A 14,053-nucleotide genomic window follows, 5' to 3' on the forward strand; every position below is an offset into this window, starting at 1 on the left:
GAATGTGGCAATATTCGCAGGGACAGGCTACCGTGGTGTGGCCTTTGTAAAGCAGCGCACTCGATTCAACATTCCCTACGATACCTGACGATGAAACGTACCCTGTCGACCATCCTGTTTTCGCTGGCGTGCGGCCTGTCCGCCGCGGCCCCCGCACCTGCGCCGGTGCGCGCCGAGATCGACGCGCTGCTTGCAAGGCTGCAGGCATCCGGCTGCCAGTTCAACCGCAACGGCACGTGGCACAGCGCGGCCGATGCGCGCAATCACCTGCTGCGCAAGCTGGACTACCTGGAGGACAAGGGCAAGGTCCAGAGCACGGAGCAGTTCATTGCCCTGGCCGCGTCCGGCAGCAGTTCGTCCGGCAAGCCTTACAAGGTCAGATGCGGCGCGCAGGTGGAGGCCGTCGACAGCGCCGCATGGCTGGGCAGTGAGCTCGCGGCCATCCGCGCGGGCAAGCGCGGGTAAGCGCCGATAAGCGCCGATAAGCGCCGTCGAACCGGCCCGGCCGCGCGCCGCTTGCACTTTCGACCCGTTCGGCTAAAGTGCCGGGATACCCCCACCGCAGGAGTACGCCATGAAACGAACTTTCGTTGCCCTGACCCTGACCTTGACGCTCGGCGCGGCCGCCACCGCCTTCGCCCACCACGGCTGGAGCGAATACGACGCCGACAAGCCGCTGACCCTGACCGGCACCATCGCGACAAGCGGCTACACGCAGCCGCACGGCTATGTGGAACTGAAAACCGCCGACAAGACCTGGCACGTGGTGCTGGCGCCGCCCTCGCGAATGGAAAGCCGCGGCCTGGCGAAGGAAGCGCTGGCGGCGGGCGGCCAGGCCACCGTCTACGGCTACCCGCACCGCAGCAAGGGCGAGGAACTGCGCGCCGAACGCATTACCATCAAGGACAAGACGGTCGAGCTGCGCTGATGGTACCCGCGTGGCTGGCGGCTTGTGCCGCCTGGCTGCACGCCACGCCGGTAGCGGCGGCCATGCGCGAGGGCGTGTGGCTGTATCCGGTCGTGGAGACCGTCCACATCGCCGGCTTCTCGATCCTCGTGGGCGCCGTGGCGATGTTCGATTTGCGCGTGCTCGGCTGCGCGCGGCAATTGCCGGTGCGGGCGCTCGGCGCGCACCTGCTGCCGTGGGCCGTGGCGAGCCTGCTGCTGATCGTGCCGGCGGGGCTGCTGATGTTCGCCAGCCAGCCGGGCGATTTCCTGGCCAATCCCACCTTCGCGTTGAAGCTGGCGCTGATCGCGTTGGCCGGCTTGAACGCGGCGCTGTTCCATGTGGGCGTCTACCGCGGCGTGGCGGCATGGGACGTTGGCACGGCCGCCCCGCCATGTGCCAGGGTGCAGGCCGCGCTGTCGCTGCTGCTGTGGGTCGCGGTGATCGCCTGCGGACGGCTGCTGGCCTATACGTGAGCGGCGCCGGGCAGCGCCGACGTGCCGGCAATGCACGCCGTCAGGACGTATGCAATCGGAACATGTGCAATCAGAACGAACGCGATCAGAACGAACGCGATCAGAACGAACGCGATCAGAACGAATGGGTCAGCGTCAGCCGTGCGCGGCGCGGCTCCACCGGGTGGAAATGCACGTCGTCGATGCCTTCCGCCGGTTCGCCGCGCAGCCGCGACGCATAGTAATAATCGATGTCGCTGGCACGGCGGTCGAACAGGTTGAACACATCCAGGGCCACGCGGGTATTTGTGCCCAGCTTGTAGCCCACCCGCGCATAGGCCAGCGCCGTCGATGCCGAACGCACGCTGTTGTCCTCGATGAGCGGGCGCGGGCCGAAATAGCGGAGCGTGGCATTGGCGAACCAGCGGCCCAGGTCGTCGACCGTCATGCCGAATGACGCCACGCGACTGAGCGCGCCGGGGATGCGGTTGCCGGCCGGATCGTCGCCGGCGTAGCGGGAGCGCGAGAAGGCCAGGTCCAGGTCGAACAGCAGCGCGGAGGACACCACGTAATGGTTGTTCCACTCGATACCGTGGCGGCGGCTGGCGCGGCTGGCTTCCGTCTCCCCGGCGTCGCCGATGAAGAGCAGCTCGGAATCGATATCGAGGCGCCACAGCGCCAGCGAGCTTTGCAGGCCAGGGACCCACTCGGTGCGCGCCCCGATCTCGCCGCCACGCGTGGCCACCAGCGGCGTGACCGGGGAAGAAGGGCTGCCGTCGGCCAGGCGCGTCTGGGTGGTGCCGCGCGCGTCGTTGCTGTGGAAGCCCCGTCCGGCGTTTGCGAACAGCTCGGTCTTTTGCCAAGGGCCGAACACCAGCGACAGCTTCGGCGACGTGATGCCGTCGCCGGCCCTGCCGGAGTTGCCGGCGATGTTGCTGGCCACGTTGAAGCGGTAACGGTCGTGGCGTACCCCGGCCACCGTCTTCAGCCAGGGTAGCCATTGCGCGCTGTTTTCCGCATACAGGCCGGCGCTCGATTCGCGCACGCGGTCTTCGCGCACCGTGGCCGTGCGCACACGGGCGGCCGATGCGTACAGGCCCACCGGGTCGAGGTTGTCGTGGCGCGCCTGCAGGCCGATGGTGTTGCGCATCGCGATGCCGCCGGGCTGCGCCTGCCATTCGTAGCGCGTGTTGACGCCAGCCATGCGCCGCCGTTCGCTCTGGTTGAACCCGTCGCCCAGCCCGGGGTCGCCCAGGTAGTAAGTGAAGTTGCTGAACAGTTCGAGCGTCGAGCGCACCGCGTAGGCATCGATCGTGAAGCGGCCGTCGCCGAGGCGCTTGCGCAGGGCTCCGGACAGGCTGTAGCGCGAACTGTTGCCGCCGTCGCTATCGTCGAGTGCGCCGTAACGGCCCACGATGCCCGCATCCACGGCGCGTTGCGGGATCTGGTCGGTGGCGTTCCAGCGATTGCGGTAGGCCATCGCGGTGACCTGGTAGCCGTCTTCCGCCGTGCCGGCGGCATAACGCAGCAGGCCCTTGTACTGGCGCAGCCGTTCGGGCAGGTCCCACGGTCCGTCGTTGTGATACGCGTCGAGCGCGTACAGCAGACTGCCGTGCGCCAGCGGCACGGTGGCCGCCACCATGCCACGCCGGTGGCCGTCCTGGCCCAGCGTCACGCTGGCCAGGCCGGGCACGGTATCGGCCAGCCGGATGTGCGCGGCGCCGGCCGAAGCGAAGTCGCCTTCGTCGGCGAAGTAGGGCCCCTTGCGATAGCCGATGCGGTTCACCAGTTCGGGGATGAGGAAATTCAGGTCGGTGTAGCCCTGGCCGTGCGCGTGGCTGCGCATGTTGACGGGCATGCCGTCCACCCAGGTGGCAAAATCGGTGCCGTGGTCCAGGTTGAAGCCGCGCAGGAAATACTGGTTGGCCTTGCCGTCGCCGCTGTGCTGCGTGACGATCAGGCCCGGTACGAACTCCAGCAGTTCGCCGGTACGCAGCGCGGGCCGGTTGGCGATCAGGTCCGCCGTGATGGTGCCGGCGCTGGCGGAATCGGTGGTGCCCACCGCGTTGTCGTAGTGCCCGTTGACGCGCACGGTGGTCATGAGGCTGCCTTCCGCGGTTTCGGGTTCGGCGGCATGGCTGGCGGCGCCGAAACCGGCCAGGGCGCACAGCGCGGTGAGTGCAGCTCGCATGGAGTCTCCAGGATTGCGATGGGGGGTGAGCGGTAGCCGGTCAGCCGAGGAAGCCCGGCGCCAGGTCGAAAGCCCGCTCGACGAACCACAGCGTGGCGAGGCAGGCGATGATGGCCGAACCCGCCAGCAGCACGGCCTTGCGGTAGAACACGGTATGGCGCAGCCGGAACGCCAGCGGCAGGAACACGGCCACGATGGCCAGCTGGCCCAGCTCCACGCCGACATTGAAGCCCACCAGCGCCAGTACCAGTGTGTCGCGCGCCAGGCCCAGGTCGGCCAGCACGCTGGCGAAGCCGAATCCGTGGATCAGGCCGAACACGAAGGCAGCGATCCAGCGCCGGCCTTCCACCACCGGCCGCAGGTTGTTCAGCGCGGCGACGACGACCGACGCGGCGATCGCCGACTCCACCCAGCGCGACGGCAGCGTCACCAGCTGCAGCGTGGCCAGCGTGAGCGTGATCGAATGGGCGACGGTGAACGCGGTGACGATCTTCAGCACGTCGACGGCCGCCACGCGGAAGGTGGGCGCCGGCTGCCAGCGGCGCTCGCGATACACCAGTACGGCGGGCAGCAGCAGCGACACCAGGAACAGGATATGGTCGAAACCGATCCAGATGTGCCACACGCCGGTGCGTACGTAGCCGCCGAACTGCGCCGCTTTTCCAGCGCCGTCCAGCGTGAACTGCTGACGCGCATTCTCCGGGGACAGTACGGCGGTGGCCGTGTCGGTGCCATCCGGCAGCCGCAGGCGCAGCAGGCCGCGATGCTGGGGGTCGATGTCGAACAGCAGGCGGTAGCCGACATCGAGCCGGTCGATGTCGCGCCCACAGTCGGCGCGGAAGCGCAGCACCGTGTAGGCGCCATCGGTGTGGTGGTCGACCAGCTGCGTGCCGGCCTTCAGCGGGCAGATGGCGCCGCCGCTGGCAAGCGTCAGGCGGGTCAGCGCATAGGCCGCGATGGCCTGGTGGCGGTTGCGTACTTCATCCCATGTCAGTTCGCCGTTGCCATCGGCATCGAGGCCGATCGCGGTGTCGAGGTCGCGCAGCGCGATGTCCCATTGGCCTTCCACCGAGCGGCCGTTCAGGGTAAGCACCAGGTAGCTGTCGCTGGGCTTGTGGGCGTGCGCGGGCAGGGCGCAGGCGAACAGCAGCGCCAGGACAGCAAGAAGACGGACGACGAGGCGGGCGGTCACGGCGCCACTCCCGCAAGCCGATGCTGGACGGCGACGTCTTCGATGCCGGTCTGGCGGACCCATGCGCGCACGGTGGCGAGCGCCGCCTTGTCTTTTGCCGCCAGCGCACTGTCGAGCAGGATGCGCAGGTCGGCCGGCTCCTTCTGCACGGCCCAATTCTGTTTTGCCAGCGCCAGCGCGCGGGCGGGCTGCCGTTCCAGCGCCAGTTCGAAGCGGGCCTGCTCGCGCTGGTGGACGGTATCGCCGCGCAGCTGCGCGGCCGCGAACCGGTCGCGCAGCATGGCCGTGACGGTTGCCGTGTCGCGCCCGCCGGTGGCTGCCAGCGCCAGTCCCAGCCGCAACAGCAGCGCGTCCGCCTTTTCGTGGCCGCGCAACAGCGGCACCGCTTCCGCGGCACGGTTCTGGTCGAGCAGGAAGTCGGCGTAAGCGCCCAGCAGGTAGGCGTCAAGCGGTGCCAGCGCGAGCGCCTGCCGGAAATGCCGCTCGGCCGCCGGAGCGTCGCCGAGCCGGGCCGCCATCTCGCCCAGCAAGGTCAATACCCAATCGGCGATGCCGCTTCCGGTCGACCGGTGCGCCGCGTAAGCCTGGTTCAGGGTCAGATAGCTAGCGCGCGCGGTGCCGGTCAGGCTGCCCACGCCGGCCAGGCATGTGCGCAGCACCAGGTCCGGCGCAATGCCGAACAGGCGCGTACAACTCTGCCGCGCGCCGGCGAAGTCGCCGGTCACCTGCTGCACCGTGGCGCGCGTGAGCCAGGCCTGCGCGTCGGCCGGATTCGCTTGCACCAGCTGGTCCAGGTCGCGCAGCGCGGCCGGGAACTGGTGCGTGCTTTGCAGGATCGTCGCACGCAGCAGTTGCACGGGCGCGGGCGGTGTCGCCGCGCTCCACCAGGGCGCGAGGGCGGCCTGCGCGTAGCCGAGATAGCGGGGATCGGCGTCTTCCCGGCCCAGCGTGACATAGCGCCGGGCCACGGCGGCGGCCAGTTCGGGATTGCGCGGATCCGCCGCCAGCTTTGCCCGCGCGGCGGCAAGTTCGCGTTGTGCCGGATCGCTTCGTGATGGCAGGCGTTCCAGGACAACATTACCAGTGGCCGGCGTGTAGGGAGCGGCAGTGGCACCGAATGTGGCCGCGAGCAGGGTTAGCAGGACAGCTTGTTTATTCATGTAATTTTATGTAGTTGTCCTGCACAAATGTCGATTGATCGTAGGCGTGGCACTTGCCAGCCACTGTGCGCTGGCGTACGTAACTCAGCCGTATTTGTAACTTGTTGTTTAAAACCGACTGCATGTGGAAACGTTCACGGTTTGACCCGCTTTGTTTTATGTATTGGACAAAATAGGTGCGGTAGTTCACATAGCGGAGGCGGGCCGGTCTATAGAGTTGCGCTGGGGACAAGCCCCTTTCAGAAGTTCCAATACTCAATAACAACCAAAGGAAGAAGCCATGGGTAAGCATCGCGCGCCAGCACTGGCGTTGTTGACGGCGGCCGTCCTCGCCGCCGTCTGTGCTCCAGCATTCGCGTCCAGCCACCGCGAAGCGCCGTTCATCACGAACGCGCCAAAGGTCGATAGTACCGACCTGTACATGTTCCGCAGCTATGAAGCCGGCCGTGCCGGTTTCGTGACCACCATTGCCAACTTCATTCCATTCCAGGACCCGCAGGGCGGGCCGAACTTCTACCAGTTCGATCCCAACGCGCTCTACGAAATCCATTACGACAACAATGGCGACGGCAAGGAAGACATTACGTTCCAGTTCCGCTTCACCAATACGCCCAAGAAAACCGCATTGATGGTGGGCGGCAAGTCGATGACGATTCCGCTGATTAATTCCGGCCCGATCGCCGGCGTGAATCCGGCCGCGCTCAACGTGCGTGAAACGTTCACCGTGGACATCGTGCGCGGCGACCGCCGCACCGGCACGCGCACCCGCCTGGCCGCCAGCGGTGGCGGCACGAGTTTCGACAAACCGGTCGACAATATCGGCGAGAAAAGCTTCGGCGGCGCGGGTGGTTACGAAACCTACGCCAACCAGCACGTCTACAACGTCACGATCCCGGGCTGCAGCACGGCGGGCCGCGTGTTCGTGGGCCAGCGCAAGGAACCGTTCTATATTGCCGTGGGCAAGATCTTCGACCTGGTCAACCTGAATCCGCTGGGTGCCGAGGCAGGCGGCAACAAGAACGACCTCGAAGCGAAGAACGTGAGCTCGATCGCGCTGGAACTGCCGATCAGCTGCATGGTCGCGGGCAGCGACCCGGTCATTGGCGCGTTCGCCACGGCCAGCATGCGCCAGGGCCGCCTGCTCAGCCCCACGCCGGCCAATGGCCTGAACACCGCGCCGAAGGAAGGCGGCCCGTGGACGCAGGTGTCGCGCGTTGGCATGCCGCTGGTGAACGAAGTGGTGATCGGCATGGAAGACAAGGACCGCTTCAATGCCTCGCGGCCGAAGGACGATGCGCAGTTCCTGAACTATGTGACGAATCCGACGCTGCCGGCACTGATCGAAACGCTGTTCCCGGCCGCCAAGGCACCGACCAACTTCCCGCGCACCGACCTGGTGACCGTGTTCCTGAAAGGGATCGCGGGCGTGAACCAGCCGCTGGCGGTGACGCCTTCCGAAATGCTGCGCCTGAACACGTCGATCGCACCGGTGGCGGCGGCGGCGCAGAACCCGCTGGGCGTGGCGGCCGGCGACAATGCCGGTTTCCCGAACGGGCGCCGCCCTGCGGACGATGTGGTGGACCTGTCGCTGCGCGTTTCGATGGGCGCCCTGTGCGTGCTGACCGGCGCCGCCGACGCGCTGAAGGTGGGCTGCAAGCCGTCCGACGCACCGGCCGGCGCGCTGATGCTGACCGACGGCGTGCGCAAGGATGCGACCACGTTCAAGACGGTGTTCCCGTACCTGAACACGCCGCTGCCGGGCAATAACTGAGGAGATGCCATGAACCGCACACGACTCACGCGCGGCATGCTCGCCGCGGCCGCCGCCGCCGCACTGCTGGCAGGCTGCGGCAGCGGCAGCGACGACGCCGCCGCGGGCCCGACGACCCCGCCAGCGAACCCGTCGCCGCCGGCGGTGACGGACGCGTTCCTCGATATCGTGCGACTGGCCATCGTATCGTCGCCGGAGGACGCGGAACCGGCGTCGATCGACAATGTCGTCGCCACCACCCCGGAAGACAACGAGCCCGTCGCCCCTTAAGCAGCTGGAACGTCGATCGGCAGGGCCACCCTCGGGTGGCCCTTTTTGCCGGGGCGCCATCACGGGCAGTCGCTTATACTGCATCGATCGACATGGGAGGACATCATGAAAATCGCCGCAATCTCGGATATCCACGGCAACCTCGGCGCGCTGGAAGCGGTGCTGGCCGATATCGAACGGCGCGGCGCGACCGTGACGGTGAACCTGGGCGATATCCTGTCCGGCCCGCTGCAGCCGCGCGAAACGGCCGAGCGCCTGATGGCGCTGGACATCCCCACCATCGCCGGCAACCACGAGCGCCAGGTACTGATGCACGTGCCGGAAAAGATGGGCGCGTCGGACCGCTACGCGCACGAGCAGATCACCGAAGTGCAGCGCGCCTGGCTCCATTCGCTGCCGGCCACGCTGCGGCTGACGGAGGATGTGCTGCTGGTGCACGGCACGCCGTCGTCCGACCTGGTGTACTGGCCCGAGACCGTGACCGAAGCCGGCCTGCGCCGCGCCACCCATGATGAAATGCTGGAGCGGGCGGGCGACGCGCGGGCCTCGCTGATCCTGTGCGGCCACACGCACCTGCCGCGCAGCGTGCTGCTCGACGACGGCAGGCTGGTCGTGAACCCCGGCAGCGTGGGGCTGCAGGCGTTCAACCATGACCAGCCGTTCCCGCACAGGTCGGAAAACCTGACGCCGCACGCGCGCTATGCGATCGTCGAGCGCACGGCGGCCGGCTGGCTGGTCGAGAACGTGGCGGTGCCCTATGACCACGAGTTCGCCGCGCTGCTGGCCGAGCATAACGGCCGGCCCGATTGGGGGTATGCGCTGCGCACCGGCCGCATGCCTTGAACCGTACGGCACGGCTGCCGGCGCCGCGCTAGACTGCGGCTATCCCTTCGCAATGGAGAATGCGAGATGCCGCTGAGCGCCGCCGTGCCCGGACTTCAGTCCGATGCGTTCCAACCCGATGCCGTGCCGCCCGGTTGCCCCCGGCGGCCTTCCCGCAAGCCGTATTCCTGCAAGCCGTATTCCCCGCGGCCCGCGCCCCGCCTGCATGGTGCCGGCTTCCTCGCTGCCTGCCTGCTGCTGTGCGGCGCGCTGGCGGCGCCGCCTGCGCTGGCCCAGCCTGGCGATGCCGTCAACAGCGACCGGCCCGATTTCGTCAATTCCAGCGACGTGGTCGGCAAGGGCGTGATCCAGGTCGAAGCCGGCGTGGGCATCGAGCGCGACCGCGACGCCGGCATGAAGGAAAGGACCACCACCACGCCGCTGCTGCTGCGCGTGGGCGTTTCCGACACCCTGGAACTGCGCCTGGAAACGGACGGCTACACCAACCACCGCACCGACGGTTCGGCGCAGGCGCGCGAACGCGGCTGGGCCGACGATTCGCTGGGCATCAAGTGGCATGCGCGCGATGCGCAAGGCAATGCGCCATCGCTCGGCTTCATCCTCGAAGCGGATTTCGACAGCGGTTCGCGGGCATTCCGCGGCAACGGCGTGCAGCCGTCGCTGAGCATGGCCGCGGAGTGGGAGCTGCCGGGCGACCTGTCGCTGGGCGTCATGCCCGGCGTGACGCGCGCCCGCAACGACGACGGCACGCACGCCGTCAACGGCTTCTTCGGCATCGTGCTGGACCGGGCTTGGACCGACCGTTTCAGGACATTCGCCGAATTCGCCGCGCCGCGCATCGCCCGCGCGAAGAACGGTGGCTCGCAGGCGCAGGTCGATGTCGGCGCCGCCTGGCTGCTGACGCGCGACTGCCAGTTCGACGTCATGTACTCGCGGGGACTGAACGGGCGCACGCCCGATCATGCGCTCACGTTCGGCGTGTCGCTGCGGCTGTAAACTTTTCCCGCATTCAGCCCAGCACCTCGGCGCACACGTCCAGCCATGCCCTGGCCGCGTGCGACAGGTAGCGCCCGTTCCATACGTGCGCCACTTCCCACGGCAGGCCCGGCTCCACGATGCGTACCGCCTGCAGCGCTTCGTCGGCCAGCCGGTCGATGAACGGTTCGGGGAGCAGCGCCACGCCGATGCCGGCCGAAGCCATTTCCACCAGCCAGTCCCACTGGCCGCTCTGCGCCGCCACCAGCGGCTCGAAGCCGGCCTGCGCGAACGCCCGGCGCAGCGCGCGGGTCAGCGCGAAATCGTCGGTCAGCATCACCAGCGGCAGGTCTTTCAGGGCGGCCAGCTTCAGCGTGCGCCGCTGGCGCTGGAAGGTACCCTCGGCGGCCAGCGCCCAGATCGGGTAGCTGGCCACCGGCAGCGTCTCCACCGGCAGGCCGGGGGCCACCGGCAGCACCGTCATGCCGATCTCCAGTTCTCCGGCGGCCACCAGCCGCTCGACACCCTGGCCGGTTTCCTCGCGCAGCACCAGCGCGATGTCCGGATGGCGTTCGCGGAACGCCTTCAATACCGCCGTGAACAGCAGGTTGATCATCGGCGGGATGCCGACCGTGAGCGTGCCGCGGCGCACTGCCTGCACGTCGCGCACCTCGGCCGCCAGCGTGCGCATCGTGGCCAGCATTTCCTGGCCGCGCCCGTAGACGACGCGGCCCGTGTCCGTCAGCCCGAGCCGGCGGCCATCGCGCACGAACAGCGGCGTGCCCAGCTCCTCTTCGAGCTGGTGCACCATCTTGCTGATTGTCGACTGCGTCACGTGCAGCAGTTCGGCCGCCTGGGTGAAGCTGGACAGGCGGGCGGTTTCGACGAAGTAGCGCAGCGATCGGATATCCATCTATTCATGCACCATCATAAGTACATCATGAATTTTTCGAATGAAATCGGTGAATATTAGTCATATTCTCCATGAATGGCGATTTTTATACTTCCTCCACCAATAAAGAATAGTGGAGGACACCATGGTCGATCACGAAGTCACCGCGCGCATCCGCCGCCCCGAACTGCTGGCGCGCATCCAGCCCGCGGAACAGGCCGCGCGCCTGTTCGAGCCCGGCATGACGGTCGGCATGAGCGGCTTCACGAAGGCCGGCGATGCGAAGGCGCTGCCGCGCGCGCTGGTCGAACGGGCCCGCGAACGGCCGCTGGGCCTCACGCTGATCACCGGCGCCTCGCTGGGCAACGACAGCGACGGCATGATGGCCAACGCCGGCGTGGTCCGTCGGCGCCTGCCGTTCCAGGCCGACGCCTCGCTGCGCCGCAAGATCAATACCGGCGAAGTGATGTTCATCGACCAGCACCTTTCCGAGACTGCAGAGCAGCTGCGCAGCGGCGCGCTGCCGCGGATCGACATCGCCGTCATCGAAGCGTGCGCGATCCGCAAAGACGGCGCGATCGTGCCGACGATGGCGGTGGGGAACAGCGCCAGCTTCGTGCAGGGCGCGCGGCAGGTGATCGTCGAACTGAACCTGGCGGCGCCGGCGGCACTTGAAGGCCTGCACGACATCTATGTGCCGCGTCCGCGCCCCGGCCGCGAGCCGATCCCGCTGACGCACCCGGGCCAGCGCATCGGCGGCACCGCGATCGTGGTGGATCCGGAGCGGATCGCGGCCATCGTGGTAACCCACAGCCCGGACAGCCCGTCGTCCGTGCTGCCGCCGGACGACGAAACGGATGCGATCGCGCGCCACGTGGTGGCGTTCCTCGAAGGCGAAGTGACGGCGGGGCGAATGAGCCCGGAACTGCTGCCGCTGCAGGCCGGCATCGGCACCATCGCCAACGCCGTGCTGCACGGGTTGACCCGATCGTCGTTCCGCAACCTGGCGATGTATTCGGAAGTGCTGCAGGACAGCGCGATTGCGCTGCTCGAATCCGGCCAGCTGGCGCTGGCGTCGGCGTCGTCGATCACCTTGTCGGCGCCGATGCATGAACATTTCCTTGCCAACCTGGACAAGTTTCGCGACCGCATCGTGCTGCGCCCGCAGGAGATCAGCAATCACCCCGAGATCGTGCGCCGGCTCGGCATCATCGGCCTGAACACGGCGCTGGAATTCGACATCTACGGCAACGTGAACTCCACGCACGTGGGCGGCACGGCCATGATGAACGGCATCGGCGGGTCCGGCGACTTCGCCCGCAACGGCGAGCTGGCGATTTTCGTCAGCAAATCCGAAGCGAAGGATGGGGCGATTTCCAGCGTGGTGCCGATGGTGGCGCACGTGGACCATACCGAGCACGACGTGGACGTGCTGGTCACCGAATGGGGCCTGGCGGACCTGCGCGGGCTGGCGCCGCGCGAACGGGCGCCGCTGATCATCGATAACTGCGCGCACCCGGATTACCGGCCGCTGCTGCGCGATTACCACGAACGCGCGCTGCTGCGCGGCGGGCAGACGCCGCACGTGCTGGAAGAGGCGCTGTCGTGGCATGAGCGCTACCGTACAGGCACACATATGCGCGCTGTGTGATTTACGACGGCGTTACAACGGCGGCCTGCGAGAACGGGAGAGCGATAGCTCTTCCATTGGTAATAGCTATCATGTTGATTTAATTAATTACCTTTCGCAATGTCTAGCATGGACGTAAAATTTCCTCACGTTCACACCACAGAGGAGCCAGACATGAGCCAGCCGCCTATCACCACCGCATCCGGCATTCCCGTTGCCGACAATCAGAACTCGGCCAGTGCCGGCGCCCGTGGTCCGCTGTTGCTGCAGGATTTCCACCTGATCGAGAAGCTGCAGCGCTTCAACCGTGAACGCATTCCGGAGCGCGTGGTGCACGCCAAGGGTTCCGGCGCGTACGGCACGTTCACCGTCACGCACGACATCACCAATTTCACCAAGGCGAAGCTGTTCTCGGCGATCGGCAAGGAGACCGAAACGTTCCTGCGTTTCTCCACCGTGGGCGGCGAGAAGGGCAGCGCCGATACCGAACGCGATCCGCGCGGCTTCGCGGTGCGCTTCTATACCGAAGAAGGCAACTGGGACTTGGTGGGCAACAACACCCCTGTGTTCTTCATCAAGGACGGCATCAAGTTCCCGGATTTCATCCACACGCAGAAGCGCGAACCGCAGTCGAACCTGAAGTCGGCGACGATGATGTTCGACTTCTGGAGCAAGGCGCCGGAAAGCCTGCACCAGGTGACCACGCTGTTCTCCAGCCGCGGCACGCCGGACGGTTATCGGCACATGCACGGCTTCGGCAGCCACACGTACAGTCTGATCAACGACGCCGGCGAGCGCGTCTATGTGAAATGGCACTTCCTGACGCAGCAGGGCATCAAGAACCTGACCGCCGCGGATGCGGCGCGCATCGCCGGCGAAGACCCCGACTACGCGCAGCGCGACCTGTTCGGCGCCATTGCCCGCGGCGAGTTCCCGCGCTGGACCGTGTCGATCCAGGTGGCCACCGAGGCCGAACTGGCCGCCTGGGAAGAACGTACCGGCTGGAACCCGTTCGATCTGACGAAAGTGTGGCCGCATGGCGACTTCCCGCTGCAACAGGTGGGCGTGCTGGAGCTGAACCGCAACCCGGTCAACTACCATGCCGAAGTGGAGCAGGCCGCGCTGTCGCCGGCCAATGCCGTGCCGGGCATGGGCTACTCGCCGGACAAGATGCTGCAGGCCCGCCTGTTCGCCTACCACGACGCGCAGCTGTACCGCGTGGGCACGAACCACCAGTACCTGCCGGTGAACGCGCCGCGCTGCCCGGTGCACAACCAGCAGCGCGACGGCGCGATGGCCTTCGCCAACGGCGGCGCCGAGCAGAACTACGCCACGGTCGAAGCGGGCGGCACCAATCCGCAAGGCCTGGGCAACGGCGAACCGGCACTGGCCCTGAACGGTCCGGCCGGCCTGTACGACCCGCGCGCCACCGACGACGACTTCACGCAGGCCGGTAATCTGTTCCGCGTGCTCGACGCCGCCGAGCAGCAGAACCTGTTCGCCAACCTGGCCGGCCCGCTGTCGCAGGTGTCCGACGAGATCATCCAGCGCCAGCTGGGGCATTTCGACAAGGCCGACCCCGCCTACGGTGCCGGCGTGCGGGCCGCGCTGAAGCAGAAAGGCCGCAACGTCGACTGAGCCGCAACTGCCCAGCCCGTGTCACATCGGTGGCGTAGCAGGGGTTTCGCAGAGCACTGCTCTGCGCCTGCGGAACGGTGATGCCTTGCA

Annotated in this window: 13 protein-coding genes; 9 read left to right on the forward strand and 4 right to left on the reverse strand. The window is 67.2% G+C overall.

Features of this window, described 5'->3' with window-relative positions:
• Nucleotides 1-90: 90 nt before the first annotated feature.
• The 3 genes from GJV26_RS21190 (at nucleotide 91) to GJV26_RS21200 (ending at nucleotide 1,422) form a co-directional block, all read left to right on the forward strand.
• On the forward strand, nucleotides 91-465 hold the full coding sequence (locus tag GJV26_RS21190) for a DUF5329 family protein (protein ID WP_155710707.1): 375 nt from the start codon (nucleotides 91-93) through the stop codon (nucleotides 463-465).
• Between the two features lie 109 nt (nucleotides 466-574).
• Nucleotides 575-928, forward strand: a complete 354-nt coding sequence (locus GJV26_RS21195) for a DUF6152 family protein (RefSeq protein ID WP_155710708.1) — start codon at nucleotides 575-577, stop codon at nucleotides 926-928.
• Complete coding sequence (locus tag GJV26_RS21200) at nucleotides 928-1,422, forward strand: hypothetical protein (protein WP_155710709.1); 495 nt, start codon at nucleotides 928-930, stop codon at nucleotides 1,420-1,422. Before GJV26_RS21195 ends, GJV26_RS21200 begins: the two co-directional genes overlap by 1 nt.
• A 115-nt stretch (nucleotides 1,423-1,537) precedes the next feature.
• Here GJV26_RS21200 and GJV26_RS21205 read toward each other — a convergent pair whose 3' ends face one another.
• Genes GJV26_RS21205 through GJV26_RS21215 form a run of 3 tightly spaced genes read right to left on the reverse strand, consistent with a single transcriptional unit; the run spans nucleotide 1,538 to nucleotide 5,944 of the window.
• Complete coding sequence (locus GJV26_RS21205; RefSeq protein WP_155710710.1) at nucleotides 1,538-3,592, reverse strand: TonB-dependent receptor; 2,055 nt, start codon at nucleotides 3,590-3,592, stop codon at nucleotides 1,538-1,540.
• A 40-nt stretch (nucleotides 3,593-3,632) separates the two neighbouring features.
• Nucleotides 3,633-4,784, reverse strand: coding sequence for a HupE/UreJ family protein (locus GJV26_RS21210; RefSeq protein WP_229427954.1), 1,152 nt, complete (start codon nucleotides 4,782-4,784; stop codon nucleotides 3,633-3,635).
• Nucleotides 4,781-5,944: a tetratricopeptide repeat protein gene (locus GJV26_RS21215; protein ID WP_155710712.1), complete on the reverse strand. Its 1,164-nt coding sequence runs from the start codon at nucleotides 5,942-5,944 to the stop codon at nucleotides 4,781-4,783. The genes GJV26_RS21210 and GJV26_RS21215 overlap by 4 nt, the downstream gene beginning before the upstream one ends.
• Before the next feature lie 280 nt (nucleotides 5,945-6,224).
• On the opposite strand from GJV26_RS21215, the gene GJV26_RS21220 reads away from it, so the two are divergent.
• From GJV26_RS21220 to GJV26_RS21235, 4 genes are all read left to right on the forward strand, one after another.
• Nucleotides 6,225-7,715 (forward strand): DUF4331 domain-containing protein, encoded by a 1,491-nt coding sequence (locus tag GJV26_RS21220; protein WP_155710713.1) that lies wholly within the window; start codon nucleotides 6,225-6,227, stop codon nucleotides 7,713-7,715.
• A gap of 9 nt (nucleotides 7,716-7,724) precedes the next feature.
• The gene (locus GJV26_RS21225) at nucleotides 7,725-7,985 is read left to right on the forward strand and encodes a hypothetical protein (protein ID WP_155710714.1); all 261 of its coding nucleotides are present in this window, start codon (nucleotides 7,725-7,727) and stop codon (nucleotides 7,983-7,985) included.
• A gap of 105 nt (nucleotides 7,986-8,090) precedes the next feature.
• Nucleotides 8,091-8,828 carry a metallophosphoesterase family protein gene (locus GJV26_RS21230; protein ID WP_155710715.1) on the forward strand — a complete coding sequence of 246 codons (738 nt, stop codon included), beginning with the start codon at nucleotides 8,091-8,093 and terminating at the stop codon, nucleotides 8,826-8,828.
• Nucleotides 8,829-8,894: 66 nt separating this feature from the next.
• Entirely contained in the window at nucleotides 8,895-9,824 is a 930-nt protein-coding gene (locus tag GJV26_RS21235) for a transporter (protein ID WP_155710716.1), read from the forward strand.
• Between the two features lie 13 nt (nucleotides 9,825-9,837).
• On the opposite strand, the gene GJV26_RS21240 is transcribed toward GJV26_RS21235, so the two are convergent.
• Nucleotides 9,838-10,716, reverse strand: a complete 879-nt coding sequence (locus tag GJV26_RS21240; RefSeq protein ID WP_155710717.1) for a LysR family transcriptional regulator — start codon at nucleotides 10,714-10,716, stop codon at nucleotides 9,838-9,840.
• A 124-nt stretch (nucleotides 10,717-10,840) separates the two neighbouring features.
• Between GJV26_RS21240 and scpC the strand changes: the two genes are divergently transcribed.
• Together scpC and GJV26_RS21250 are read left to right on the forward strand one after the other, a co-directional pair.
• Nucleotides 10,841-12,346: a succinyl-CoA:acetate CoA-transferase ScpC gene (gene scpC / locus GJV26_RS21245; RefSeq protein ID WP_155710718.1), complete on the forward strand. Its 1,506-nt coding sequence runs from the start codon at nucleotides 10,841-10,843 to the stop codon at nucleotides 12,344-12,346.
• Nucleotides 12,347-12,499: 153 nt separating this feature from the next.
• On the forward strand, nucleotides 12,500-13,963 hold the full coding sequence (locus tag GJV26_RS21250; RefSeq protein ID WP_155710719.1) for a catalase: 1,464 nt from the start codon (nucleotides 12,500-12,502) through the stop codon (nucleotides 13,961-13,963).
• Nucleotides 13,964-14,053: the final 90 nt, after the last annotated feature.

The organism is Pseudoduganella dura, assembly GCF_009727155.1.
Lineage (GTDB): Bacteria > Pseudomonadota > Gammaproteobacteria > Burkholderiales > Burkholderiaceae_D > Rugamonas > Rugamonas dura.